Consider the following 24,040-nt stretch of genomic DNA (forward strand, 5'->3'; position numbering starts at 1 on the left):
CTCGTCCACGGACGCGCGGTGCCGGCGCTCATCATCAGTGCCCTGTCCAGCATCTCCGGGCTCCTCGTCTCGGTCGCGGTGGCCCGCACCTCCACCGTCGCGGGCACCGGCCGGTTCGGTATCGCCGTCGCCGCGCTGCTCCTCGTCGCAGCTCTGGCCCGTTCAGCGGCCACCGATCCCCTCATCGCCGATGCGACCCGGCGTCCGGCGGACACGAAGTTGCTCGGCCGTGCTTCGGCTGTCGGGCTGCTGGGCGCGGTCGTGCTGCTCGCGGCTGGCCTGACCACCAGGTCCACGTACCTGGTCATCGGCGCCCTGACGGTGCACGGACTCACCATGCGTGAGTGCGTCCGCGCGGTCCTGGTCGCCACCGGGTCCGCGCGAACGGCGGTCGTCCTCGAGGGGAGCTGGTCCGCGGCGAGCGCCCTGGCCTTCGTCGGGTCGCTCGCCGGGACCTGGGACGGTGTCGACGCCTTCACCATCTGGGCGGTGAGCGGCGCGGCGCTCGGGTACGCCGGCACGTTGCGGACCCACTCCGATGCCCTGCCGGTCTGGTCACGGACTCCGGTGCCCAGCGCACGCTCGATCGCGTTCGCGTCGGACACGCTCATCGGCAGCGGCGTCGTCCAGCTGGTGACGTGGGTCGCCACCGCCATCGCGGGACTCTCGGTGGCAGCAGCGCTCCGTGGTGCGGGGACCCTCGCCGGTCCGGTGACGGTGGCGCTGTCCGCCGCACGCAGCGTGCTCATCCCCCGTTCGGTACATCACCTCGGTTCGAACGCTCCGCTCCGCCTGTTCACGGCGGACACGGCGCTGATGGCGGCACTCGCACTGCCCGCACTGGTCGCGCTCGCGTGCGTGCCGGACGAGATCGGCAGCACGCTGCTCGGCGCGACCTGGGACCTCGTCGGCCCGATCCTCCCCCTGACCGCCATCGAGTTGCTCTTCCAGCTCGTCGCCGCCGTCCCGGAGTCCGCGCACCGTGCGCTGGGCGTCGGTCGCCGGATCCTCGCCGTCCGATGTGCGACGGCCGTGGTCCGGCTTCCGGCGGTCGTCGCAGCGGCACCGCTCGGGATCGGGGCCGTCGTTGCCGTCGCTACGGTCATCACCACCCTCAGCGCCGTCGCGTGGTGGTGGAGCCTCGCGACGCTCCTCCGTCCCTCGACCACCGTCCACGTCCGGCCGGACGTGGTGTCCCCGTGAAGGAGAGCGTCATGCGTTCGCTCGCGATCGTCGTCCCCGAGTACCGCACATCGGAAGCCCGAGGCGGCGGTCTGGCCGCCGTGGCCGACTTCGTCGCAGAGGCGTTCGGTGGGAACCACGTACCCGTGACGGAACGATGGGATGTGCGGGTCGTCTCCCCGCGGATGTTCCACGGAGCGCAGGAGCACGCCTCGCCCATGCGGCCGGGGTCGCTCCTGCGCGGACCGGTCGCGCGACGGCGAGCGGACACCGGGCTCGAGATCTGGGACGTGGGGACGGCGCTCCCGGAGCTGGAGCCGAACCGCTACCGTCCGCGGCGAGCCCTGACCGCGCTCGTCGACGACTGTGACGCCGCGATCGTCATCGCCGGGACACCGGCGATCGGTTCGGTCATGCGCGACGTCCGCGTCCCCTGGGTGCTCAAGGTGGCGTCACTCGTGGAGGAGGAACGGGCCGCCAGGCTCGCGGGCAGCCGCGGACTCCGGGGACTCCTGCTGCGGACGGTCACCGCCGCGACCGCGCGCCACGACACACGCGCGCTGGAGCTCGCCAAGACCGTCGTCACGGTGAACGCGTCGATGGCGGACCGTTTGCGGGAACGCTCCGGGCGTCCGGTCCGGGTGCTGCCCGTCGGCGTCGACACGAGCGTGTTCCGACCGGCGACCAGGCGCGCAGCAGACGGCCCGATCATCATGGTCAGTCGACTCAACGACCCACGAAAGGACGTCCGGACCCTGCTCCGGGCCTACGCCCTCGCGCGACGCGGGCACGGCGTCCGCCACGACCTGGTGTTGGCCGGACGTCATGCGCTGCCGACGGCTGACGTCGAGCTCATCGACGAGCTCGGCCTGCGCGAGGTGGTCCGAGTCGTCGAGTCCCCCACCGATGCCGAACTCGCGGCGTTGCTGCAGACGGGGTCGCTCTTCGCCCTGGCCTCACGGGAGGAGGGGCTCGGCGTGGTGTTCCTCGAAGCGATGGCCTCCGGACTCCCCGTGGTCGCGACCGCGACGCGCGGCGCGACGGAGGCAGTCCCCGCCGCCGCGGGGACCCTCGTCCCGTTCGGGCCGGCCCTGATCCCGGACCTCGCCGCAGCGCTCGCCGAGGGCGTCCTCGACGCCACACGGGCCGACGTCCGGGGAAGGGACGCCCGTGCACACGTGGAGGCGAGGTACGCGACGGCGGTGGCGGAGCGTGTGTGGCGCGACGTCGTGTCAGAGGCGGTCGCGACCCCCGGTCGCACCGGAGGACCACGATGACCTCCGTCCGGGTGCTGGCCCCGTACTTCCCGCCGGCTGTGAACGGCGGCGGACCGATCCGCACGCTCGACGCCCTGGTCCGGACCGCGCCGGACCGGATGCGGGTCGAGGTCGTCACGCGGGACCGCGATCTCTGCGCAGATGTCCGCCTCGACGTCCCCCGAATTGCGACCCTCCCGGGCGGGCGGCGAGTCCATTTCGTGGACGCCCGGGGTGTCGACGGGACCGTCCGCCTCGCTGCGGCGATGGTCGCCCGCCCACACGCTGACCTCACCTACGTGAACAGCGTCTTCGACCCGCGGTTCGGAGCGCTCCCCCTGCTGCTGCGCCGGTGCCGGCTCCCCCTCCGCGGGCGGTTCCTGGTCGCCCCGCGCGGCGAGTTCGACCCAGGTGCGCTCGCACTCAAGCGGGTGAAGAAGCAGCGTTACCTCGACGTCGCCCGCGCCTCCCGCGTCTTCCACGGAGTCACCTGGCATGCCTCGACCGAACTCGAGGCCGCGCACATCCGGGCGGCGGTCGGACCGGACGCGGCGGTCGTGGTCCGCGAGAACGAGACGACGTTGCCGGCTGTGTCCACCCGTGTCCCGGTGCGTCCGAACGAGCGTTTCGAAGTCGTCATGGCGGGTCGGATCAGCCCGAAGAAACGGACCCACCTGGTGATCGAGGCGCTCGCGCAGGTCTCGCATCCGGTCCGGCTCGTGGTCGTCGGGCCGGTCGACGACGTCGCGTACGGTCGCCGGTGCGCTGCCGCTGCGGCCGCGCTGCCCGAGCACGTCTGCGTCGAATTCCGGGGGGCGCAGTCCCACCGAGCGGTGCTCGACACGATCGGAGCCGCGCACGCCATGGTCACGGCGACTGCTGGGGAGAACTTCGGACACACGATCGCCGAGGCGCTCTCGGTCGGCCGCCCGGTCCTCCTGTCCGACACCACGCCGTGGTCGGCGCGAGTCGCGGCTGGCGGCGGAGAGGTCGTCCCAGATGGCGCGTGGGCGACGACGCTCGACCGGTGGGCAGGCCAATCGGCTGCCGAGCGGGTCCGACGTTCGCAGGACGCTGCGGACGCGTACGACGCATGGCGGAGGTCACCGCCCGCCCCACACGTGTTCGAGATGGCGCTCGGACACCGCTGAGACAGCCCCGCCCTCGGCGAACGATGCTCGCCAAGGGGTGGTGCTGTCCGGATCAGCGAGCTGCGATCGCCTGGTCTTCGGTGCCCCGGAAGGTGCCCATGGTCGCGTGGCCCGGGGCGGAGACGCCACGTCCGGTGATCACCGTCCGCACGGTCGCGACGAGGATCTGGACGTCGAGCAGGAACGAGCAGCGATCGACGTACTCGACGTCGAGGTCGAACCGCGTCGCCCAGTCCGAGTCGTTTCGACCGTTGACCTGGGCGAGTCCCGTCATCCCCGGACGGACCTCGTGCCGTCGCGCCTGGTGCTCGTCGTACAGCTCGAGGTAGGACATCAGGAGCGGTCTCGGTCCGATGATGCTCATCTCGCCGCGCGCGACGTTGATCAGGTTCGGGAGCTCGTCCAGGCTGGTCGCGCGGAGGAGACGACCGAGACGCGTGATGCGCAGGTGGTCTCCCTCGGTTCCGCGGCGCTCGAGCTCGGGGTCGGGTCGCATCGACCGGAACTTGACGATCTCGAAGGGCTCGCCGTGCAGACCGGGTCGGGTCTGTCGGTAGACCACAGGGCCGACGCCCTCGCACCGGATCGCGAGCGCGATCACGGTCAGCAGGGGCGCCAGCAGGATCAGGAGCGCGACGGCGACGATGCGGTCGAGCGCGTGCTTGATCGAGGTCCAGGATCGGTGTGATGAGCGAACGGTCACGCGGCTGCCTCCCTGAGGATCTGCTCGATGTGGTCGATCGCCGCGTCGGGGTGCATGTGCTGCTCCACGACGCGGCGTGCGTTGACCGAGAGGCGGGCGCGCTGACGGCCGTCGGTGGCGTGCGCGGCCCGGAATGCCGACTCGACCGCGTCCACGTCACCGGGCGCGGCGACGAACCCGGCGTCCCCGTCGCGGACGAGGTCGGCCCCGTCACCCGGGAGCGCGGCGATGACCGGCACGCCGTTGGCCAGGGCGTCCTGGAGCTTCGACGGGATGGTGATCGGGGACATGGGCGCATCCGCGAGCGCGACGATCTCGAAGTCTGCCTCGGCGTGGACGGCGGGCATGCGTTCACGGGCCACCGGAGGACGGAACTCGATGGTGGTCGCCCCGACCTCGACGGCGAGGGCCTGCAGACGGTCGGCGGCGAGCCCGTCCCCGACGAAGACGAACCGGAGGCCGGGGACGTGCCTGCACCGGGCGGCAGCGCGGACGACCACGTCGAGGCCCTGGTTCGGGCCGAGGTTGCCGGCGTACACGATCGTCGTCGTGCCGTCGTGGACACGTTCGGGCAGCGCAGGCAAGTGCATCGCCCAGTTCACGATGGTCGATGTGCGGTCCGGTCGGCTTCCGCGCTCGACGAGGAGACGCGCGGCGCCGGGAGCGATCGCGATGACGTGTGCTGCACGTCCGTGGAGACGTCGAAGCCAGGCGATGAGCACGAGCTGCGCGACGCGCGCCGCCCACTCGCTGCGGACGAAACCCGAACCGGTGACGGACTCCGGCCAGACGTCCTGCACGTGCAGGACGTACGGCGTGCGGAACAGGCGGCGCCAAACCATCGGTCCGATCGCCGCGGTCGGTTGCGCGCTGTGCACGTAGACGACGTCAGCGCCACGGACGGCGCGGGAGGTGGTGAGCGACGACGCCGCGAAGCTCAGGCAGTTGACCATCCGGCGGAGAGCGCTGCTGGAGTGGTCCGGCACGATGGGGACGCGCCGTACGGTGACGGGGCCGTCGTCCTCCACGTGCCCGAAGCGCTGGGACCAGCCGGGGAACACCCTGCCGAACGGGTAGTTGGGGAACGCCGTGACGACACTGACGTCATGCCCTCGGTCGGCGAGGCCGCGCGCCACGGATGCAGGGATCCACCCCTGCATCTCGGGAGGGTAGTACTGCGAGACGACCGTGATGCGGAGAGGTCGGGGACGGGCAGGCATGCCGAAATACTAATATCCAATGTGCGTACGGTCCAAGCACGTTGACCTGCCGTTACTCATATGCAACATTTGGTATGTGGACAACTGGATGCAGGGTGCCGGACGGAGCAAGACTCCCGGGATGGACGTCCCTCTGCACGCGAGTCGCATCAGTGATCGGATCTCTGCGCTCGACGGCCTCCGAGCGCTGCTCGCCATCGCGATCAGCGCATACCACATGGGTGCGCCCGGGTTGCAGAGCGCTGTCCTCGCCCTCCCGGTCTTCTATGCACTCTCCGGAACGCTGATCACGAGCCTGCTGCTCGCCGAGGTGCGCCGTCACCGCCGCGTCCGGCTCGGTCGGTTCGTCCTGAACCGTCTCCTGCGGATCGCGCCGCCGGTGCTCGTGCTCACCGCCGTCGTCGCACTCCTGTGGCCGTGGGTCGGAGGGTACGGAGGGTCGACGACCGATCTCGGCCTCGCCGCCGGTCTGGCCCTGACATGGACGACGAACCTCGGCAGGGCCTACTTCGGGATCCACCAGGGCGTCTTCGACCCCCTGTGGAGTCTGTCCGCGGAGGAACAGTTTTACGTGTTCTGGCCCGCACTCGCAGCACTCATGCTGCCGGTCGTCCGTCGCCGTCACGTCCTGCTGTGGATCCTCGGCGGCATCGTCCTCCTCGGACCCCTCAGCTGCATCCCGTTCGCCCTCCCGAGTCCGGACGCGGGGCCCTCAGCTGTGTACTACGCCCCGCCGGTCAGCATGTCGTCGCTCGCGTCGGGCTGCCTCGCCGCGCTCGTGCTCGACCACCTCCGCCAGCGCGAGCGGTGGTCTGCACGGGCCGGCCGGATCGCCACCTGGGGCGGCCTCGGATCCTTGGTCACTCTGGCGCTCCTGATGCCGTCGCAGTGGAAGTCCGACCCCGTGGTCATCCTGGGTGCCGTTCCCGCCGCCGGCTTCGTCGCCGCGGTCTTCATCGCCGGACTCGGCACGGCGGACACCGCGGCGGCCCGGGTCCTCGCCTGGCGTCCGCTGGCGTGGTTCGGCGCGCGAGCGTCCTACTCGCTCTACCTCTGGCACCTCGTCGTCCTCGCCCTCATCGAGCCGCGGATCGACGGCGTCCTCGGCCGGGCCATCGCACTCGGCGTCGCCCTGGTCGTCGGGGTGCTGGGCGGCGTGCTGGTCGAGGTGCCGACGGACCGGCTCCGACGACGAGTGCTCCGGCCGACGCCTCGTCCGGTCCCCGCGTAGCAACCGTCGGTGCTCGGGGTCGCCTCGTCCGTCCGCCGTCCAGACACAGTGGGACCGGGAGGCACGGTGCAAGACGGAACTCGTGCCTCCCGTCGATCCGCGCAGCCGTCAGCCGCGACCCGTCTCGAGCGCGTTCGCCCGCGCAACTTCCCCGTACCACCGCGCCGAGTCCTTCGGCGTCCGCTCGAACGTCTCCCGGTCCCATGCGACGAGCCCGAACGTCGGCCGGAACCCGGAGGCCCACTCGTAGTTGTCGAGCAGCGACCAGTGCTGGTAGCCGAGGACCTCGATGCCGTCCTCGATGCAGCGGTGGATCCCCTCGAGGGCGCCCTGCGTGTAGGCGATCCGGCGGGTGTCGTCGGCGGTGGCGATGCCGTTCTCGGTGATCATCAGCGGGACACCGCCGGAGAGCGCCCACGCCGACCGCAGGCCGTCCGCCGAGGCCTCGGGGTAGAACTCCCACCCGGTCAGCGTCGTCTCGACATCGTCGGCGACGGGCAACGGGCCGGAGGGGCCGATGAACGTGCGGGTGTAGGCCTGCACGCCGAGGAAGTCGTCGCCCGCAGCGGCCTCGAGGTACCAGTCGTCACGCGGGTACCCGTACTCGCGGAGCATCTCCTCGGAGCCGGGCTCACCGTTCGCCCGGAACGCCTGGGTCGCGACGGTCCACCCGGACTGGAGGCCCGACACCTGTGACAGCACGTCTCGCGACCGCCGGTGGCTGGCCAGCAGGGCGTCGGCGACGCCCAGGTCCGGGTTCGGCAGGCCGTAGGCGACGAGGTTCGCGGCGTCCTCACCACCCGCGAGCATCGCCGCGATGTTCGGCTCGTTGATCGTGCAGACGTAGCGGACGCCGTCCTGCACGACCGGGAGCGCGGCCTCGGTGTAGCGGGCGAACAAGTCGGCGGCGTCGGGTGCACGCCAGAAGCCGTCGCGCTCGAACCAGCGCGGCACGGTGAAGTGCATGAGGGTGACGATCGGTTCGATGCCGGCCTCGTGGCAGGCCTCGACCATGCGGCGGTAGTGGTCGACCTCGGCGCGGGAGACGTGGCCGCGCTCGGGCTCGATGCGTGCCCACTCGATGCTGAACCGGTAGGAGTTCAGGCCGAGGTCGGCGGCGATGCGGATGTCCTCGCGGTACCGGTGGTAACTGTCCGCGGCGTCGCCGGAGGGCTCGACGATGGTGGTGTCGGGCTCGTGCTCGTGCACCCACCAGTTGGAGCCTACGTTGTTGCCCTCGATCTGGTGGGCGGCGGTGGCGGCACCCCAGAGGAAGCCGTCGGGGAACTGCAGCGTGGTGATGATGGTGCCTTTCAGGTGCGAGCCGGTGCGTGCCGGCCGAGGAAGTCGTCGAACAGCGCGATGGTCGCGGCCGGGTTCTCGACGTGGGGGCCGTGGTAGCTCGTGGGGACGACCTCGTAGCTGGCGCCGGTGTCCTCCGCCATCTGCCGCTGCCACGGGATCGGCCAGGCACCGTCCCACTCGCCGTGCGCCACGAGGACGGGGAGCCCGGTCGCGCGGAGCTCGGCGGACGAGTCGGTGTGGTCCTCGAGGATGTGTCCGCCAGCGACGATGCTCAAGGGGCTCGTGGCGTCGAAGCGGTCGCGGACCATGCGCACGTCGTCGGGCAGCTCCTCGTCGGGGCGGTAGGCCCAGAGCGGGTTCGCGGCGTCGAACAGCGTGCGGTTGTTCCCGCCGGTGTCGTGCAGGATCGTCAGCTCGGTGACCTTGCGGTAGGGCCAGCCGTACGGGCCGGAGCAGAACTGCACGACGCTGCGGAACGACCCCGGCGAGGCGATGGCGGCCGCGCGGGCGATCACGCCGCCGAGCGAGTGACCGATCAGGTGCACCGGGGCGCCGTCGTCGAGCAGCGCCGCGACCCGGACGACGTCGGCCGCTTCCTCGTCGAGCGAGTAGTCGGACGGCGAGGTCGGTGCTGCCGAGTCGGCCTGGCCGCGGCGGCTGATCGCGACCGCGGTCCAGCCGGCCTCGCGCAGCAGGGGCATGAAGGTGCGCCAGTCCTCCTTCGACCCGGTGTACCCGGGGACGATCAGGACCGTGCCCTTCGACTCCCCCGCAGGGACGACGCGGTAGGCGGTGAGCCGACCGACGGGCAGGTCGATGCCGACGGCGTCGATGCCCTCCGGAGTCGGGAGGTGCCCGAAGGGCGGAACGGGCGGGAAGTCGAGCAAGGTCGTCATCCGAGCAGTGTCCGCCGCGGGTTCGGGACCGCGTCCAGCAGCGCGACCGTGTAGTCGTCCTGCGGGTGCTGCAGTACCTCGGCCGTCCTGCCGCGCTCGACCACGGCGCCGTCGTGCAGCACCATGATGTCGTCGGTGATGAGCCGCGCGCTCAGCAGGTCGTGCGTGATGTAGAGGAGCGAGACGCCCCACTGCTCGCGCAGGTCCTCGAGCAGCGCGAGCACGCCGGCCCGCAGCGTCACGTCGAGCATCGAGACGGGCTCGTCGGCGATGATCACCTGCGGGTCGCTCGCGAGCGCCCGGGCGATGACGACGCGCTGCCGCTGCCCGCCGGAAAGCTGATGCGGGAGCTTCTGCGCGAACTGCTCGACGGGAGTCAGGCCCACGGTCTCGAGGATCTCGAGCATCCGGCGACGGGCATCCCGCCCGCGGAGTCCGGTGTAGTTCGCGATCGGTCGGGACAGGATGTACTCGACGGTGTGCAGCGGGTTGAGCGCCGCGTACGGGTCCTGGAACACCATCTGCACCTCGGAGCGCAGGTCCTTCAGACCGCGCCTCCCGAGCTTCGCCACGTCCGTGTCGCCGAAGCGCACGGTGCCGCTCGTCGGCTGCTCGACGCCGGTGAGCATCTTCGCGATGGTCGACTTGCCCGAGCCGGACTGGCCGACCAGGGCGAGCGACTGCCCGGGCTCGAGGGTGAACGACACGTCGCGGACGGCCTGCACGGGCTGCTCGCCACGACGGGGCGCCGGGTACGTCTTGACCAGGTGGTCGACGACGATCGGGTTCCTCGCGGCCGAGCGCTCCCGGGAGCCGACGGTGGCGAAGGACGAGGTGGTCTCCTGACGGGACGCCGAGCGCTGCGACCGGTCCGGGAACCCCGGCAACGACACGACCTCAGCCCGCGGGTCCGCGTAGTGCGACAGCAGCATCGTCGTGTAGTCGTCCTGCGGGTCACGGAGGACCTCGAGCGAGCGGCCGTCCTCGACGATCCGCCCCTCGTGCATGACGAGCACGCGCTCGGTCGCCTCGAGCACGATGCCGAGGTCGTGGCTGATGAGGATCGCGGTGAACCCCTCGGAACGCTGCAGCTCGATGATCGTGTCCATCACGGCGTGCTGCACGAGCACGTCGAGGGCCGTGGTCGGCTCGTCGAACACCATGAGCTGCGGCTCGAGCGACAGGGCGAGGGCGATCGACACGCGCTGCCGCATGCCGCCGGAGAGTTCACCGGGGTACCGCGCGAGCATGGTCTCGGGCAGCTTCACCTTGCCGATGAGCTCGCGCATCCGGGCGTCCCACCGCTCGCGGGGCACGTGACCGTGTGCCCTGAAGACGTCGATGAAGTGGTTGCGGATCGTCCGCACCGGGTTGAGCGCGTTCATGCCGGACTGCAGCACCATGGCGAAACCGCCCTGGCGCTGGCGCCGGAGCTCCTCGTCGCCGAGGTCGCGGATGTCGCTCCCGCCGAAGACGATGTTGCCGCCGTTGGTGCGCGCCGGCGGCTTCTGCAGCCGGGTGAGCGCGTAGCCGAGCGTCGACTTGCCGGAGCCGGACTCGCCGACCAGGCCGACGAACTCGCCCTTCCGCAGCTGGAAGGAGACGTGGTCGACGGCCTGGACGGCCGTCTGGCCGGCCGACTCGTAGACGACGGACAGGTCGCGGACGTCGAGCAGGACGTCGGTCCGGCCCTGGTCCTGCGACGTTCCGGACGGGAGGCGCGTGGCGGTGCCGCCACGAGCCTCCAGGCCGTCGCTGGTTGCGCCGCTCATGCGGTGACCTCCTTGCGCTTGCGGCGCGCGCCCTCGCGCAGCCGCGGGTTGGACACGGCGTCGACGCCGAAGTTGATCAGGGTGAGGCTCATCGCCAGCAGGGCGATGCAGAGGCCGGGCGCGAACAGCAGGATCCACTGGCCGGTGAGCAGCGCGTTCGAGTTCTGCGCCCAGTAGAGGATCGTGCCCCAGCTGACGATCGACGAGTCACCGAGTCCGAGGAACTCGAGGCCCGCCTCGGCGAGGATCGCGCTCGTCGCCGCGCCGAAGAAGCTGCCGACGATCAGGGACGTCATGTTCGGCAGGATCTCGCGGAAGACGATGCGCGTCGCACCGTCGCCGGAGAACTGCGCGGCAGTGACGAAGTCGCGGCTCCGCAGGGACTGCGTCTGGCTGCGGAGGACGCGCGCGCCCCACGCCCAGCCGGTGACGACGATCACGGCGATGATCACCGCGATGCCGCCGTTCTGCAGGTACGCCGCGATGACGATCATGAGCGGGAGGCCCGGGATGACGAGGAACAGGTTCACGATGAACCCGATGACCTCGGCGACCCAGCCGCGGATGTAGCCCCAGCTCAGGCCGATCGCGACGGCGACGAGCGTGGACAGGAAGCCCGCGACCGCACCGACGAGCACGGAGACCCGGGCGCCGTAGATCAACTGGGAGAGGACGTCCTCGCCGGCGGCGGTGGTGCCCATCCAGTGCGCCCACGTGGCGTCGGCGTTGCGCTCGAAGCCGTTCTGGCTGGCGCCGTAGGGGGCGAGGAGCGGGGCGAACAGGGCGATGAGGACGAAGGCGCCGAGGATGCAGATGCCGACGCGGGCCTTGGTGTTGCTCCAGACGACGCCGAACTGGCGGGCGGCTGCTCGGAGCTTGGAGGGAGCGGTTTCTTGTTCTTCTCGGGTCCGTACTGCGACGGTCGCGTTGTTGGTCATCGGCGCGTCCTCGGGTCCAGGACGCCGTACAGGACGTCCACGATGAAGTTGGCGATGAGCACCGACACGGTGATCATCAGGAAGAGGGCCTGCATCAGCGGGTAGTCCTGCCCGATCACGGCGTTGAACAGCAGGTAGCCGATGCCCGGGTAGCCGAACACCTGCTCGACCAGCACCGAGCCGCCGACGACACCGCCGAGTGCCAGGCCGAAGCCGGTCAGGTTCGGCAGGATCGCGTTCCGCGCGGCGTAGCGGATGGCGACCGTGCGGCCGCGGAGGCCGTTCGCCTCGGCGAACGTGACGTAGTCGTCGCCGAGCGTGTTGATCATCGCGTTGCGCATGCCGATGATCCAGCCGCCGAGACTCGTCACGAGGATCGTCACCGCCGGCAGGATCGCGTGCCGCAGGACATCGCCGATGTAGGTGCCGTTCCAGCCCGGGACGCTCGTCGCGGACGAGGCACCGGTGGTCGGGAACCAGTGCAGGACGTAGCCGAGGAAGAACAGCAGCAAGAGCGCCGTCCAGAAGTACGGGAACGTCGACATGAAGGAGCCCGACAGGGTCGGGAGCGAGTCGAGCCAGGTACCGCGCTTCCACGCCGCCGCGACGCCGATCAGCGTGCCGATGACGAACGCCAGGATCGTCACCGTGCCGACGAGCACGAGCGTGTACGGCAGGGCGCGGCCGACCAGGTCGCCGACGGGCTGCGGGTAGAACGTGTAGCTCGTGCCGAAGTCGAGCGTGACGACCTGGTGCAGGTAGCTGACGTACTGGTCCCAGAGGTTGCCGCTGGGGACGCCGAGCTGGGCCTCGATGGCCTTCTTCGTGGCGTCGGTGACCGGGCCGTTCTGGCTGAGCTTCGCGAGCGCTGCGTCGGACGGGCTGCCCGGCATGAGGCGCGGGAGCACGAAGTTCAGCGTGACCGCAGCCCAGAGGGTCAGGACGAAGAGGACGAGTTTCTGGAGGACGTACTTCACTTGGCCTGCTCCTCCAGGATCTTCTTGCCCGCTTCGCTGTCACGGAGCCGGAGCTTCGTGAAGATCAACAGCGGTGCGGAGTCGTAGTTCTGCGGTGCCATGTACGGGTCCTCGGCACTCGGCCAGCCGACGAACTTGCCGGTGTTGAACAGGCCCCAGAGTCCGCCGTAGTACATGCCGATCACGGGCAGGTCGTCGTACACGATGGCCTGCAGCTTGTTGAGGATCTGCTGCTGCTCGCCCCGGTCGGTCGTGCCGCGGTACTCGTCGAGCAGCTTCTGGGTGTCCGCGTTCTTGTACCGCTCGAAGTTGTTCACCGTCGACTTGCCGACCGGCTGGTAGAAGTCGCTCGACAGCAGTGAGTTGTAGGCCTGGAAGACGTCGCCGTTCCCCATGCCGCCCATCGCCATGTCGAACGTGCCGTTGTTGATGTTCTGCTGGTAGCCGGCGGGTTGCGGTGCCTGGATCTGCACCTCCACGCCGATCTTCCCGAGGTCACGCTGCACCTGCTGTGCGGCACGGAGCCAGTCCGAGTAGCCGTTCGCCGTCATGAGGGTGATCTCGAGCTGCTTGCCGTCCTTGACGAGCTTGCCGCCCTGCTGCTCGTAGCCGGACTTCGCGAACTCGGCCAGGGCACGGTCGGTGTCCTGCGTGATCATCCCCTGGTCGGGGATCGACGGGTCGAGGTACTGCTCCTGGTTCGGCAGGATCAGGCCGGTCTGACCCGCGGCGCTGAGGTTGCCCTCGGAGGCGGTCTCGGCGATGCCGTCGCGGTCGAGCGCGTACGAGATGCCCTTGCGCACGTTGACGTCGTTGTACGGCGCCTTCGTCAGGTTCGGGATGAGGCCGATCACGCCGCCGGCCGGGAACCACCACTTGTTGTCCGGCGATGCAGCGCCCCACGTGCCCTCGACGTCCGAGATGAACGAGTACGCCCAGTCGTAGCCGCGTGTGACGGTGTCGAGCTGCGTGTTCGTCGCGGGGAGCACGAGGTGCTCGATCGCGATCTCGTCGGCCTGCCAGTACGTCGGGTTCTTGTCCATCGAGTACTGCTGGTCGGAGTAGTTGCCGAGCACGAACGGGCCGGTGCCGACGGGGTCTGGGTCACGCCAGGTGACGGGGTCCTTCACCGTGCCGTAGTGGTGCTCGGGCAGGATGTACGTCGCGCCGATGATGTTGAGGCTCGGGACGTCCTCACCCTTGAGGTGGAAGACCAGGTGGTCGCCGTCCCGCTCGATGCGGTCGATGTGCTGCCACGCACCCTTGACGTCCATCGCCGGGAACTCCTTGAGCAGGTCGAACGTGAAGACGACGTCCTCTGGCGTGAACTCCGTGCCGTCGGACCACTTGACGCCCTTCCGGATCGTCATGTCGATCGTCCGCGCGTCGGGCAACTCCCACGAGCTCGCGAGCCACGGGGTGCCCGTGCCGTCGAGCGGGTTGATCTCGATGAGCGGCTCGTACATCCACTTGCTCGCGGTGCGGGCGTTCGGGATGTAGGGGTTGAAGTTGCGGTCGAACAGCGGGTTGCCGCGGTCCGCGTTGATGAGCATCGTGTCCTTACCGATGCTCGGGTCCGGCTGGGAACGGACCTGGATGCTGCAGCCGGTGGCCACGAGGGCCACGACCGCGAGTCCGGCGATGGCGGCGGCGAGGCGGCCGGCACGGGTCCGGCCGGCACGGGACTGGCCGGACCGGTGCGATGCGCCCGGGATGCCGCCCAGCCGGGGCCGAGGGCCCTGGGCGGCGGGCCTGCGCGTGCGCTGCGGGGGAAGCGTCATTGCTCGGTCGACCTCCGTGTCGAGTGGGTACCCGCTTAATGTATGCGCTTACATCGCGCGGTGCAAGTGTGAACGTTGTTGCGCAGGGTGTCACGCTCCGGACCGGGGCCGACGGTCAGAGCGACGGCGGGCAGCTCTCGCGCAGGAGCACCTCGACCGGCAGCCGGACGGACCGAGGCGGACCCTCACGGGAGTCCAGCCGGTCGACGATCGCCCGGACCGCGGCCCGGCCGAGTTCACCCATCGGCTGGTGCACGGTCGTCAGGCGTGGGGACGAGAAGCGTCCGGCGTCGATCCCGTCGAAGCCCGTCACGACCACGTCGTCGGGCACCCGGAGACCGCGTGCGAGCACGGCGTCGAGCACCCCGAGCGCCGACTGGTCGTTCGAACACACGATCGCCCGCGGCACCCGCTCGTCGAGCAGGGCCCGGGCGAGTTCGCGGGCCCGGGCGCGTCCGAAGTCCCCGTGCACGGTGCGCACCGCGTGCTGGTCGAGTCCGTGGTCCTCGAGCGCGCGGCGGAACCCGGCCGTCCGCTCCTGGTCGTCCGGCGAGTCGACCGGCCCGGCCACGTACGCGATCGACCGGATGCCGAGACGCCCGATGACGTGGGCGCCGAGGGTCCGCATGCCGGCCGCGTTGTCGACGCTGATCGAGTCGAAGCCCCGCGAGCGCCGGTCGTCCGCCAACACGACGACCGGGATCCGGCGCGCCACGTGCTCGAGCAACTCGTCCGGGACCGTCTGCGCGAGGACCGCCAGTCCGTCCACCCGGCCGGCGACGTCGTTCACGACGACGTCGCGGGACGGCCCCCGACCGGCCGCGACCATGAGTGCCAGACCGCGCTGCCAGGCCTCGGTCTCGGCGCCGCGGAGCACCTCGTCGAAGTACAGGTTCGACGGCGTCGGCTGGATCACGTGCCGCCGGTCGTCGACCACGCGCACGCCGCCGTCGGTGACCACGTCCGGCCGCTCGTCCGGGACGACGTCGAACCCGGGCAGCAGGAGGCCCACCACCCCGGTCCGGCGACCGGCCAGCGCGCGGGCGTTCCCCGACGGCACGTACCCGAGCGTCCGGATCGCCGCCTGCACCCGGTCGCGCGTGCCCTCGCGGACCGCGTCGGGGGTGCGGAGGACCCGGGAGACCGTCGCGATCGACACCCCGGCCGCGGAGGCGACGTCGTAGACCGTGGGAGGTGCGCTGCGCTGCGGGCCCACGCCGGTCCTCCCTCGCGATCGGAGCCGTGGGCGAGCCGCCCGACGACGCCGACCATCCTAGGCAGCCCGTGTTCCTCCGGACGCGCCCGGAGGGTCTTGCGGACGGACGCGGGCAGGACGACACTGGCCCGACCATCCGGAGAAGGGACGAGCAGATGTCACAGTCGACACCGTCCGGGCGCAGGGACGCGCACCGGCTCTCCAGCGACGAGGCCGAGGTGCGGGAGGCCCTCCTCGACCACGACGCCGATCCGCACCTGACGTGGGTGACCGCGCAGCTCGACGGGACGGAGGAGCACCCGCTCGTCGAGTGACCGCGGCCGCCGGCGGGGGCCGCTTCAGGCCCGGCTGGCTCCCGCGTCGACGCCCGCCCGCTCCGGCGCACCGACGATCGCCATGCCGGCACCACGGAGGCGTCGTCCCTCCTGGGCGATGAACCCGAGCAGGCGGTCGTTCGTGCCGGCCACGTGCGCCGCCACGAGCTCCGCCGCACGGTCCGCGTCGCCGCTCTGCACCGCGTCGAGGATGTCGCTGTGCTCCTGCCACGCGGCGTCGCGCGCCTCCGGCGTCCGGACCTCGATCCACCGGGTGCGCTCGAGCCGGGTCAGGGCGTCCGCGACGGCGTCGGTGATGAACCGGTTGCCGCCGAGGGCCGCGAGGTCGAGGTGGAACGTCGAGCCCATCCGGATGCCGGCCTGCTGGTCCGGCGTCGGGCGGAGGGCGTCGAGGTGCGCTCGGACGGCGTCGAGGGCGTCCGGCTGGGCGCGGGCGACGGCGAGCCGGGCCGCGGCGGGCTCGAGCACCCCGCGGAGTTCGGCGAGCGAGGCGATCTCGCCGAGGTCGATCGGCGTGACCGTCCACGAGCGGCCCTCGTGCAGGATGAGCCCCTCACGCTCGAGCCGCGACAGCGCGGCCCGGACCGGGGTGCGCGAGGCGTGGAAGCGCGCTTCGAGGCCGCGCTCCGAGATCCGCTCCCCCGGTGCGATGTCGAGCGTCAGGATCGCGGCGCGGAGGTTGTCGTAGAGCTGGGCCGTCTGCGACACGGGTGCGGCGTCGGTCGGTTCGGTCACGGGCACCCAGCGTAGTGGCGTCGCCCCCGTTGGTATACCGTTCCGGTACACCAGCCGAGACGGAGGCCACGTGGCCCGCACCCCCGCCCGAGCGTGGACGATGCTCGGGCTCGGGGTCGCCGCGCAGGCCGCCGGCACGCTCGTCGTGACCGCGCCCGCACTCCTCATCCCGCACCTGCACGCCCAGGGGCTGTCCCTCACGCAGGCCGGTCTGCTGGCCGCCGCCCCCACCGCGGGTATGGTCCTCACGCTCATCGCCTGGGGCGCGGTCACCGACCGCATCGGCGAGCGCATCGTCATCGCGGGCGGCCTCGTCCTCACCACCCTCGCGGTCGCCGGGGCCTGGATCGCCGGCGGCGACGCCGTGCTGCTCGGGGTGGCGTTCCTCCTGGCCGGCATGACGAGCGCGTCGACGAACGCGGCGAGCGGGCGGGTGGTCGTCGGCTGGTTCCCGAAGGAACGGCGCGGTCTCGCGATGGGGATCCGGCAGATGTCGCAGCCGCTCGGTGTGACGCTGGCGGCCGTCACGGTGCCGACGCTCGCCGAGACGTCCGGCATCCGGGCCGCCCTCGTCCTGCCGGTGGTGCTGTGCGCGGTCCTCGCGGTGGCCTGCGCGCTCGGGATCGTCGATCCACCTCGCCCGCCTGTGGCAGCCGCCGGCCCTGCCGCCGAGAACCCCTACCGGTCGACGGGGTTCCTCTGGCGCATCCACGCGGTGTCGGTCCTGCTCGTGGTGCCGCAGTTCACGCTGTCCACGTACGGCCTGGTGTGGCTCGTGACGCTCGGGTGGTCGACGGCTGCCGCGGGCCTCCTGGTCGGCGCGTCCCAGTTCGTCGGGGCGGTCGGTCGGATCCTGGTCGGGGTGTGGAGCGACCGCGTCGGCTCCCGCGTCGGCCCGTTGCGCGTCGTGGCCGTCTCGGCGGCGGCGGTGATGGCGGTCCTCGCGCTCGTCGACGTGGCGCACCTGCCGGCCGCCGCGGTCGTCCTCGTGGTGGCGACGAGCGTCACGGTGGCCGACAACGGGCTCGCGTACACGTCGGTCGCGGAGGCCGCCGGCCCGCGGTGGTCGGGCCGGGCCCTCGGCGCGCAGAACACCGGGCAGTTCATCGCGGCGAGCGCCGTCGGCCCGGGCATCGGCGCCCTGGTCGGACTGGTCGGGTTCGCGGGGTCGTTCCTGCTGGTGGCGGCACTGCCGGTGCTGGCCCTGCCCCTCGTCCCGCGGGCGGACCGGTCGCACGACTGACCTCCGCGCCGGTCGCGTGCCGGGGTGGCGGACGGACGGGAGGCTCGTGGCGGCGCCGCCACGAGCCTCCCGTCCGTCGTCGGCCGGTCAGGCCCCGGGGACCTCCGGTCCGGTGCGCCAGCGCAGCAGCGCGGCGGTCGGGCCGCCGCCGGGCAGCGCCGCGGCGTTGGCGTACACGACCTCGGCGTCGGTGAGCAGTGCGGCGCGGACGAGCCCGACCGCCGCCGGGACGGGTCCGAGCACCGCTGCACCGAGCGCCTGCTCCGGGGCGGTCGCGATCCAGGGCGCGGCGTCGAGGGCCAGGACCGTGCGGTCGGCGAACCCGGCGGGGTCGAGGACGACGACCGACGGCTGCGCCTGCTGCAGCGCCTCGACGACCGGGCCGAGCCCCGCCGCGACCTCGCCGTCACCGCGTCCCTCGTGTGTGCGGAGGAGGTCCTCGACGTCGTGCCGCCGCTGGGCGACGACGCGGGCGAGCGCGATGTCGACGTGCTCGCGGACACCGTCCTCCGACGCGTCGGACGCCCGCGGGTCGATCGGCACCTCGGAGAGCAGGGGTGCGGTCGCCTTCGTCTTCGACAGTTCGGCGACGAGGAGCTGCCGCGCCCGGATGTCCCCGGCGACGATGATCAGCCGTGGTGCCAGCCGGTCGACGGCGTCCTGCACGGCGGCGGCCACCTCGGACTCGTTCTGTCGCCAGAGTTCCTCGGTGTGGTGCTGCCAGCGCAGGTGCGACCAGCCACCGCCCTGGAACTTGTGGAGCGTGTCGGTACGGCCCTCGACCTCCTGCTCCTCGCGCTGGTCGGGGTGGTCGACGTGCCCGAGCCGGTAGGCGCGGTAGCCACCGCCACCACGGCCGACCTCGACGACGAGGAACGGGACGTCGAGCGGGCGGTGCGCCAGGAGCGGCACGAGATCGGGCACGGCGCCGTGGCCGACGGACTCGGGTCCGTGCATGTGCCCGGGCAGCAGGTCACTGAGCACGAGCTCGCCGTCGTGCACCAGGACGTAGCGGCTGACCGGCGCGGGGACCCCGGGCGTCTCCTCGAGCTCGGCCATCACGGTGTCGATGACGTCCGCGTCGGCACCCGCGGCGCGGAGGGCGTCCTCGGCCTTCCGGCGTTGCAGGGCGGCGAGGTGCTGCGGGTCCTCGCGGTCCCCGGAGGCGTCGACGTACGCCCAGGTCCACGTGCCGCCGGTGGCGAGCCGGGTGCCGAGCGAGCGTCCTTCGTCGGTGGCCTCGTTCGCGGTGACGGGCATGCTCAGGCCTCCTCGTCCGTGGTCGGCAGGTCGTCGGTGTCGCTCGCACCGTCGGCCGCCGAGGCGTTCGAGGACGTGACGTCGGCCGACGCGTCCGGGTCGGCCGCCGAGGACGTCGAGTAGACCGTCGCGTCGGCACCGTCACCGCTGCCGTCCGGCTGTTCGGCGGCGACCCCGTCCGGGTCGTCGGCGGTGTCGACGTCCGTCGAGTCGTCGACGAGCGCGCCCTCGAGGTCGCCGTCGTAGCCCGAGGCCTGGACGGTCTCGGCGTCGTCGGTGTCGTCCGGTACCGGCTCGGACTGGCGGAACTCCTCGACGTGGGCGTTGCTGCCGTGTCCCTGGACGATGCTCTGCGCCTCGTGCGCCAGCTGGTCGTCGAGCTCCGGGTTGTGGGTGGTGTTCCCGCGTTCGCTCATCGTTGCTCCTCTCGTGGGGGTCCCACGCTCCGCGACGGCACCTGACCCCGATCCCAGGTGGACGTCTGGTCCTGTGGTTGGCTTGACGCTGCACCAGATCGACGACGCACCGGGACGACGGCACGGTCGCCGTCCCGGCCCCGCTGATCGCCACACCCGTCCCGAGCGCCCCGAGCGCGGGGCACCACGGAAGGACTGGTCGACGTTGACCGACGCCGCACTCGACGACCTGCACGCGACGACGCCGGGCTCGGCGACACGACTGGCGCCGCGCGCCTGGCTGCACACGGACGCTCCGTCCCTGTCGCTCGCCGGGGAGTGGGACTTCCGCTGGTCGCCCGTCGCCGACGCCCCCGCCTTCGAGGACCCGGACGGCTGGGGCACGCTCCCGGTGCCCTCGCACTGGGTCCTGCACGGCCACGGGGCGCCGAGCTACACGAACGTCCAGTACCCCTTCCCGATCGACGCCCCGCACCCGCCGGACGAGAACCCGACCGGTGACCACCGCCGGACCTTCACCGTGCCGGGCTCCTTCGACGGTGCCGCGCGGGTGCTGCTCCGCTTCGACGGTGTCGAGTCGCACTTCCGGGTGTGGCTGAACGGGCAGGAGGTCGGGTGGTCGACCGGGTCCCGGCTCGCGACCGAGTTCGACGTCACCGAGCTGCTCGTGCCCGGGGACAACGAACTCCGGGTGCGCGTGCACCAGTGGTCGGCGGCCTCGTACCTGGAGGACCAGGACCAGTGGTGGCTTCCCGGGATCTTCCGGGACGTCACCCTGCTCGCCCGTCCGGTCGCACCGATCGACGACGTGTTCGTGCGCGCCGCCTGGTCCGCCGTCCCCGGCGACGCGGCGAGCGCCGGGACCGCAGCGTCCGGCCGTCCCGCGACGGGCACCGGCACGATCACGGTGCCGAGCATCGAGGCCACGTTCCCGGTGCGCTTCCGGGTGCCCGAGCTCGACGTGGACGTCATCTGGGCCTCCGCCGAGGACGTCGCACCGGTGACCGTCGAGGGCGTCGAGCCGTGGAGCGCCGAGGTCCCGCGCCTGTACGACGCCACGATGTCGACCGCGGGCGAGACGGTCGCGCTCCGGCTCGGCTTCCGCACCGTGCAGATCGTCGGCGACCGCTTCCTCGTGAACGGCGAGCGGGTCGTCTTCCACGGCGTCAACCGGCACGAAACGCACCCCGAGCGCGGGCGGGTGTTCGACGAGGCGCACGCCCGGGCGGACATGGCGCTCATGAAGCGGAGCAACGTCAACGCGATCCGGACGTCGCACTACCCGCCGCACCCGCGCGTGCTCGACCTCGCCGACGAGCTCGGGTTCTGGGTGATCCTGGAGTGCGACCTCGAGACGCACGGGTTCGAGTTCCTCGGCTGGCAGGGCAACCCCTCGGACGACCCCGCGTGGGAGGACGCCTACCTCGACCGCATCGCGCGGACCGTCGAGCGGGACAAGAACCACGCGTCGATCGTGATGTGGTCGCTCGGCAACGAGTCCGGCACGGGACGCAACCTGGCCGCGATGGCGCAGTGGGTGCACGCCCGCGACACCGAACGCCCCGTGCACTACGAGGGCGACTACACGGGCGAGTACACCGACGTCTACTCGCGGATGTACCCGACACTGCAGGAGACCGAGTCGATCGGCGGCGGTCCGGCCACGCCCCTGCTCGGCTGCGGACCCGCCGAGGCCGCCCGGCAGCGCTCGAAGCCGTTCCTGCACTGCGAGTACGTGCACGCGATGGGCAACGGCCCCGGCCAGATCGCCGAGTACGAGGCTCTGGTCGACCGGTACCCGCGACTGCACGGCGGCTTCGTGTGGGAGTGGCGTGACCACGGCCTCCTCGCCCACACCGCCGACGGCACCCCGTACTACGCCTACGGCGGCGACCACCACGAGGTCGTGCACGACGGCAACTTCGTGATGGACGGCCTCGTGTTGCCGGACGACACCCCGACGCCCGGCCTCGCCGAGTTCGCGGCCGTGGTCGCGCCGGTGCGCCTCTCCGTCTCACCCTTCGGCGGTGGGACGGCCGCGGGCGGCGGCACCGTGCTCATCGAGAACCGGTACCACTCCGCGTCCACCGCGGGCCTGCGGTTCGTCTGGACGCTGTCGCGGAACGGCGTCGTCGAGGCGTCCGGGAGGCTCGCCCCCGGTGTCGTCGCCGCGCGGGGGTCCGCCACGGTGCCGGTCCCGGCGGAGGTGCTCGCCGCGGCGGCGCTCGCCCCCGGCGACGAGCTGTGGTTCGAGGTCGTGGCGGAGCTCGCCGGACCGACGGCGTGGGCGGACACCGGCCACGTCGTGGCACGCACCCAGACGCTCGTGGCGAGCGCGCCCGCCCGGGTGGTCGACGCCGCTCCGCAGCGCGCCGGGACCGGCTCCCGTGGACCCAGGTCGGGCTGGGACGGCGACCGTCTCGGGGAGGCGACCTTCACCGCCCGTGGCGACCTCGCCTCCCTCAAGGGGCACGCGGTCGCCGGCCCACGCCTCGAACTGTGGCGTGCGCCGACGGACAACGACCGTGGCGCGTCCCAGGGCGGCTACGAGACGGCGGACCCGGTGCTCACCGGCGGGGTCGGCGATCCGGATGCGCCCTCCTCTGCGTCCCGGTGGGAGGCCCGTGGGCTCGACCGCCTGACGCACCGGCTCGTCGCGGTCGAGCGGACCGACGACGGCCTCGTGCAGCGCGTCCGCGTCGCGGCGGCGAACAGCGGGGCCGGCGTCGACGTCACGCACCGCTGGACGCTGACCGACGCCGGGCTGCTCCTGCGGACCGACGCGGTGCCGTTCGGCGGGTGGGACGTGACCTGGCCGCGGGTCGGGATCCGCATCGACCTGCCCGCCGCGCTGCTGGACGGGACGGTCTCGTGGTTCGGTACCGGCCCGGACGAGTCGTACGCGGACTCCTCGCACGCCGCGCGCGTCGGACGTTTCGAGGCGCCCGTGTCCGCGATGACGACGCGCTACTCGATGCCGCAGGAGACCGGGCACCGTCCGGAGCTGCGGACGCTGACGGTCGGTCCGTTCACGGTGTCGACCGTGCCGGACCCGGCGTCGGGGCACCGCGCCGGGTTCACCCTGACACCGTGGACCGCGCAGCAGGTCGGGCGTGCCGGGCACCCGCACGAGTTGCCGACGCCGGACGCGCTGTACCTGTACCTCGACGACGCGCAGCACGGCCTCGGGAGCCGGGCGTGCGGCCTCGACGTCCTGCCCGAGCACCAGCTCTGGCCGAGCGCCCGGAGCTGGAGCGTGCTGCTGGCGTAGGGCCGCGGCGGCAGCTGCACGGCGGCGGCTGCACCGGCACAACAGGAACCCGTCCGAACCAGGGGATCCCCCGGTTCGGACGGGTTCCTGTTGGGCGCAGCCGCAGCGCCCGCGCGGCGCGCGCCGCGGCTCAGCCGCGCGCGATGGCCGCAGCGGCCGCGGGGTCCGCGCCGTCGAGGAACTGCGTCAGGCGCTCGGGCTCGCCGGGTTCGTCGATCGCCTCGGCCGCGCGGCGCAGGGCGAACAGGGACCGCAGGACGCCCCGGTTCGGCTCGTGCGACCACGGCACCGGCCCGGCACCGCGCCACCCGGCCTTCCGGAGCGCGTCCAGCCCGCGGTGGTAGCCGACCCGGGCGTACGCGTAGGACTCGAGCGTGGCGCCGCGCTCCCACGCCTCGTCGGCGAGCAGCGCCCACGCCAGGCTCGACGACGGGTGCGACACCACCACCGAGGAGACGGGCGCGTTCGACCGGAGGAGCGCGTCCACCTCGGGTTCGGCGGGCAGCAGGGTCTCGGGGTTCGTCGAGGGGGTCGGGAGCAGGTTGTCCGGCATGACCGCCACGCTACTTGAGCCGTCGCCTACTTCAGCGGGTCGTTGCCCCAGTTCATGAGCGAGTAGCGCCACTTGGTGTCGGTGACGTCGCCCGAAGGCCGCTGCTCCGAGTGCCGGGCGACGTACCCGACGACCTTGCGCATGTGTGCGTAGTCCTCGTCGGTGAGGTCACCCTGCTTCTTCTGCAGGATCGCCACGATGTGCCGGCCGGACTCGTGCCCGGTGGACTCGGTCGCGCCGTCCTTCTTCTGCCCGACGGACTTCGACTCGTCGGTGTCCAGCCACTTCTCGAGCTGGGACGCGGTCATGTTCACCGCGTCGTGGAAGTCGTCCCGCGTCTGCTTCTCGTCGTCAGCCATGCCGGACATCTTGCGCGCGCCGACTGCACGGTCGTACGGTGAGTCGTACCCCGTCATCGCTCCGGGGTCGCGGTGCGGGACGACCGGCCGACGGCACGGGTGACGGCCACGGGGATCCCCGACGGAAACGGTGCGGCATTGCGCGAGATCACCGGCACTGCGCCGCAGCAGCAGCTGTCCCTGCGCTGACACCGTGACCTCGCCCGCCCACCGGTGGGACCGCCGCCCGAGCGGCTGACG

21 protein-coding genes are annotated in these 24,040 nt (G+C 71.9%); 7 read left to right on the forward strand and 14 right to left on the reverse strand.

The window, feature by feature from the left end; translation table 11 throughout:
• Positions 1-18 precede the first annotated feature (18 nt).
• Genes DEI95_RS16695 through DEI95_RS09960 form a run of 3 tightly spaced genes read left to right on the forward strand, consistent with a single transcriptional unit; the run spans position 19 to position 3,589 of the window.
• Entirely contained in the window at positions 19-1,203 is a 1,185-nt protein-coding gene (locus tag DEI95_RS16695; RefSeq protein WP_181436268.1) for a hypothetical protein, read from the forward strand.
• A gap of 11 nt (positions 1,204-1,214) precedes the next feature.
• On the forward strand, positions 1,215-2,459 hold the full coding sequence (locus DEI95_RS09955) for a glycosyltransferase family 4 protein (protein WP_181436269.1): 1,245 nt from the start codon (positions 1,215-1,217) through the stop codon (positions 2,457-2,459).
• Entirely contained in the window at positions 2,456-3,589 is a 1,134-nt protein-coding gene (locus DEI95_RS09960) for a glycosyltransferase (RefSeq protein WP_111060135.1), read from the forward strand. The genes DEI95_RS09955 and DEI95_RS09960 overlap by 4 nt, the downstream gene beginning before the upstream one ends.
• Positions 3,590-3,641: 52 nt before the next feature.
• Here the strand turns inward: DEI95_RS09960 and DEI95_RS09965 are convergent, their stop codons facing one another.
• Together DEI95_RS09965 and DEI95_RS09970 are read right to left on the reverse strand one after the other, a co-directional pair.
• Entirely contained in the window at positions 3,642-4,292 is a 651-nt protein-coding gene (locus tag DEI95_RS09965) for a sugar transferase (RefSeq protein ID WP_258367561.1), read from the reverse strand.
• Positions 4,289-5,512 carry a glycosyltransferase family 4 protein gene (locus tag DEI95_RS09970; RefSeq protein WP_111060136.1) on the reverse strand — a complete coding sequence of 408 codons (1,224 nt, stop codon included), beginning with the start codon at positions 5,510-5,512 and terminating at the stop codon, positions 4,289-4,291. The genes DEI95_RS09965 and DEI95_RS09970 overlap by 4 nt, the downstream gene beginning before the upstream one ends.
• A 121-nt stretch (positions 5,513-5,633) precedes the next feature.
• Here DEI95_RS09970 and DEI95_RS09975 point away from each other — a divergent pair, with 121 nt between their 5' ends.
• Positions 5,634-6,743, forward strand: coding sequence for an acyltransferase (locus DEI95_RS09975; RefSeq protein ID WP_181436270.1), 1,110 nt, complete (start codon positions 5,634-5,636; stop codon positions 6,741-6,743).
• Positions 6,744-6,851: 108 nt separating this feature from the next.
• On the opposite strand, the gene DEI95_RS09980 is transcribed toward DEI95_RS09975, so the two are convergent.
• The 7 genes from DEI95_RS09980 to DEI95_RS10010 all read right to left on the reverse strand — a co-directional run bounded on the left by DEI95_RS09980 (position 6,852) and on the right by DEI95_RS10010 (position 15,628).
• Entirely contained in the window at positions 6,852-8,048 is a 1,197-nt protein-coding gene (locus DEI95_RS09980) for a glycoside hydrolase family 1 protein (RefSeq protein WP_111060185.1), read from the reverse strand.
• 8 nt (positions 8,049-8,056) lie between these two features.
• Positions 8,057-8,944, reverse strand: coding sequence for an alpha/beta fold hydrolase (locus DEI95_RS09985; protein WP_111060138.1), 888 nt, complete (start codon positions 8,942-8,944; stop codon positions 8,057-8,059).
• On the reverse strand, positions 8,941-10,716 hold the full coding sequence (locus tag DEI95_RS09990) for an ABC transporter ATP-binding protein (protein WP_258367562.1): 1,776 nt from the start codon (positions 10,714-10,716) through the stop codon (positions 8,941-8,943). Before DEI95_RS09990 ends, DEI95_RS09985 begins: the two co-directional genes overlap by 4 nt.
• Positions 10,713-11,654 carry an ABC transporter permease gene (locus DEI95_RS09995; protein WP_111060139.1) on the reverse strand — a complete coding sequence of 314 codons (942 nt, stop codon included), beginning with the start codon at positions 11,652-11,654 and terminating at the stop codon, positions 10,713-10,715. Before DEI95_RS09995 ends, DEI95_RS09990 begins: the two co-directional genes overlap by 4 nt.
• Complete coding sequence (locus tag DEI95_RS10000; RefSeq protein ID WP_111060140.1) at positions 11,651-12,631, reverse strand: ABC transporter permease; 981 nt, start codon at positions 12,629-12,631, stop codon at positions 11,651-11,653. Before DEI95_RS10000 ends, DEI95_RS09995 begins: the two co-directional genes overlap by 4 nt.
• Complete coding sequence (locus tag DEI95_RS10005) at positions 12,628-14,412, reverse strand: ABC transporter substrate-binding protein (RefSeq protein WP_181436271.1); 1,785 nt, start codon at positions 14,410-14,412, stop codon at positions 12,628-12,630. The genes DEI95_RS10000 and DEI95_RS10005 overlap by 4 nt, the downstream gene beginning before the upstream one ends.
• Before the next feature lie 115 nt (positions 14,413-14,527).
• On the reverse strand, positions 14,528-15,628 hold the full coding sequence (locus DEI95_RS10010; RefSeq protein ID WP_111060141.1) for a LacI family DNA-binding transcriptional regulator: 1,101 nt from the start codon (positions 15,626-15,628) through the stop codon (positions 14,528-14,530).
• A gap of 155 nt (positions 15,629-15,783) precedes the next feature.
• Between DEI95_RS10010 and DEI95_RS16700 the strand changes: the two genes are divergently transcribed.
• The gene (locus DEI95_RS16700; RefSeq protein ID WP_181419437.1) at positions 15,784-15,942 is read left to right on the forward strand and encodes a hypothetical protein; all 159 of its coding nucleotides are present in this window, start codon (positions 15,784-15,786) and stop codon (positions 15,940-15,942) included.
• A gap of 24 nt (positions 15,943-15,966) precedes the next feature.
• On the opposite strand, the gene DEI95_RS10020 is transcribed toward DEI95_RS16700, so the two are convergent.
• A complete protein-coding gene (locus DEI95_RS10020; RefSeq protein ID WP_258367563.1) occupies positions 15,967-16,698 on the reverse strand; it encodes a GntR family transcriptional regulator in 732 nt (243 codons plus the stop codon).
• A 100-nt stretch (positions 16,699-16,798) separates the two neighbouring features.
• Between DEI95_RS10020 and DEI95_RS10025 the strand changes: the two genes are divergently transcribed.
• Positions 16,799-17,941: an MFS transporter gene (locus DEI95_RS10025; RefSeq protein WP_111060189.1), complete on the forward strand. Its 1,143-nt coding sequence runs from the start codon at positions 16,799-16,801 to the stop codon at positions 17,939-17,941.
• Between the two features lie 87 nt (positions 17,942-18,028).
• On the opposite strand, the gene DEI95_RS10030 is transcribed toward DEI95_RS10025, so the two are convergent.
• Positions 18,029-19,201: a Vms1/Ankzf1 family peptidyl-tRNA hydrolase gene (locus tag DEI95_RS10030; RefSeq protein ID WP_111060142.1), complete on the reverse strand. Its 1,173-nt coding sequence runs from the start codon at positions 19,199-19,201 to the stop codon at positions 18,029-18,031.
• 2 nt (positions 19,202-19,203) lie between these two features.
• Positions 19,204-19,617: a hypothetical protein gene (locus tag DEI95_RS10035; RefSeq protein ID WP_110823303.1), complete on the reverse strand. Its 414-nt coding sequence runs from the start codon at positions 19,615-19,617 to the stop codon at positions 19,204-19,206.
• 205 nt (positions 19,618-19,822) lie between these two features.
• Between DEI95_RS10035 and DEI95_RS10040 the strand changes: the two genes are divergently transcribed.
• Positions 19,823-22,888, forward strand: coding sequence for a glycoside hydrolase family 2 TIM barrel-domain containing protein (locus tag DEI95_RS10040; RefSeq protein WP_111060143.1), 3,066 nt, complete (start codon positions 19,823-19,825; stop codon positions 22,886-22,888).
• 130 nt (positions 22,889-23,018) lie between these two features.
• Here DEI95_RS10040 and DEI95_RS10045 read toward each other — a convergent pair whose 3' ends face one another.
• A complete protein-coding gene (locus DEI95_RS10045; RefSeq protein WP_111060190.1) occupies positions 23,019-23,441 on the reverse strand; it encodes a DUF3151 domain-containing protein in 423 nt (140 codons plus the stop codon).
• Positions 23,442-23,467: 26 nt separating this feature from the next.
• Positions 23,468-23,800, reverse strand: coding sequence for a DUF3140 domain-containing protein (locus DEI95_RS10050; protein ID WP_110823940.1), 333 nt, complete (start codon positions 23,798-23,800; stop codon positions 23,468-23,470).
• Positions 23,801-24,040: the final 240 nt, after the last annotated feature.

Source organism: Curtobacterium sp. MCBD17_008, from assembly GCF_003234475.1.
Lineage (GTDB): Bacteria > Actinomycetota > Actinomycetes > Actinomycetales > Microbacteriaceae > Curtobacterium.